At 75.3% G+C, this 1253-nt stretch carries 1 protein-coding gene; it reads right to left on the bottom strand.

The window, feature by feature from the left end:
* On the bottom strand, positions 1–967 hold a 967-nt coding region (locus tag FUT87_RS27240), incomplete at its 3' end, for an AAA domain-containing protein (protein WP_147242999.1).
* Between the last annotated feature and the right edge of the window lie 286 nt (positions 968–1253).

Below are 1253 nucleotides of genomic sequence, written 5' to 3'. Positions count from 1 at the left end.
GCGCGTGGGCCAGGCTGACCTGACTCGCCTCGTCGAAGACCACCAGGTCGAAGGGCGGCATCGTCGTCGACGTTTCCGACGGCGCATCGGGTGAAGCGAGCTCGCGCAGGGTCTTCAGCGTGAAGACCGCGCGCGTCGTCGTCATCGTGGCGAGCCGGCATTGCCGCAGCACCTGCTGCGACGGGGTGCCGGGCGCCGGGATCAAGTGCTCGCGACCGGCATAGGCCTGGGCATCGAAGCGCGCGCCGAGCCGGCGGATCGTCCCGCGCAAGGCCTCGCGGCGGCCCTTCTGGAGCGCCTTGTCCACCGCCAGCGTCGCCAGGTCGACCGCCTGGTTGGTGGTCGACAGCAGCAGCACCCGCGCCGCGGGGCAACGGTCCAGGTACTCGGCGACCAGCACGCCCAGCGTCGTCGTCTTGCCGGTGCCGGGCGGTCCCCACAGGAAGGCATCCTCGAAGGCAACCAAGCCGAGCGCCTGTCGCTGCGCCGGCCGCAACCAGCGGAACGGCGAGCCGTCCAGGCGCGGTCCGGCCGGATGAGCCGCGGGCGCGGACAGGCCCGGCCAGCAGTCCGCGGCGCGGCGCGCCCAGGCGTCATCGCGCCAGGCGTCGGCCACGGCCTGCAGGAAGCGCGGCGGATAGATCCGGATCAGGTGCCCCTCTCCCGGCGGCGGCGCGCTCGCGTCCTGCAGCACGAGCTGGTCGTCCTCGACCACCACCGCCCGCACGCTCGCGCCGCCCTTGGCCGGCGCACCCCACCAAGCGGACGCGCCCTCCAGCCGCTCGTCGAGCAACGTCTGCGCCGACGCCTGCCCGGGCCGCTGGCCCTCGGCGTAGACGTAGCCCGCCTCGAGCGTCACCCGCCAGCACGCACCGTCCGGCTCGCTGCGGAGCACGCGGAAGTCGTAGAACTCGGGCGTCGCGGCCAGTTCGGCCTCGATCGCCGCGCGGATGTCGGCGATGGGCATGAACGGCGACGGTCACCGGCGGACGCCGGCAGGAATGCGGAGGAGGCGGGACTATAGCGGCCGCCACCGTGACGAGCGGGACGGACGGCTCCTCCGGCACGGTGACGGCCGGCGTGCGGGTCGACCCGCCGCGGAGCGCGGCCACCCCGCTCGGCGACCCGAAGACGCGGTCGCCACCGCGGGCCGTGCTCGCCGGCGCGCGTTGGCACGACGGGGCGGCACGGGACGCGCCACGCAGGACCGTCGCCGCGGCCGACCGGTCCGCGGACGCAGCGACGGATCGGCC

The organism is Mitsuaria sp. TWR114, from assembly GCF_007997345.1.
The sequence above is the reverse complement of the archived record's forward strand: the minus strand, read 5'-3'. Positions and strand labels throughout refer to the sequence as shown.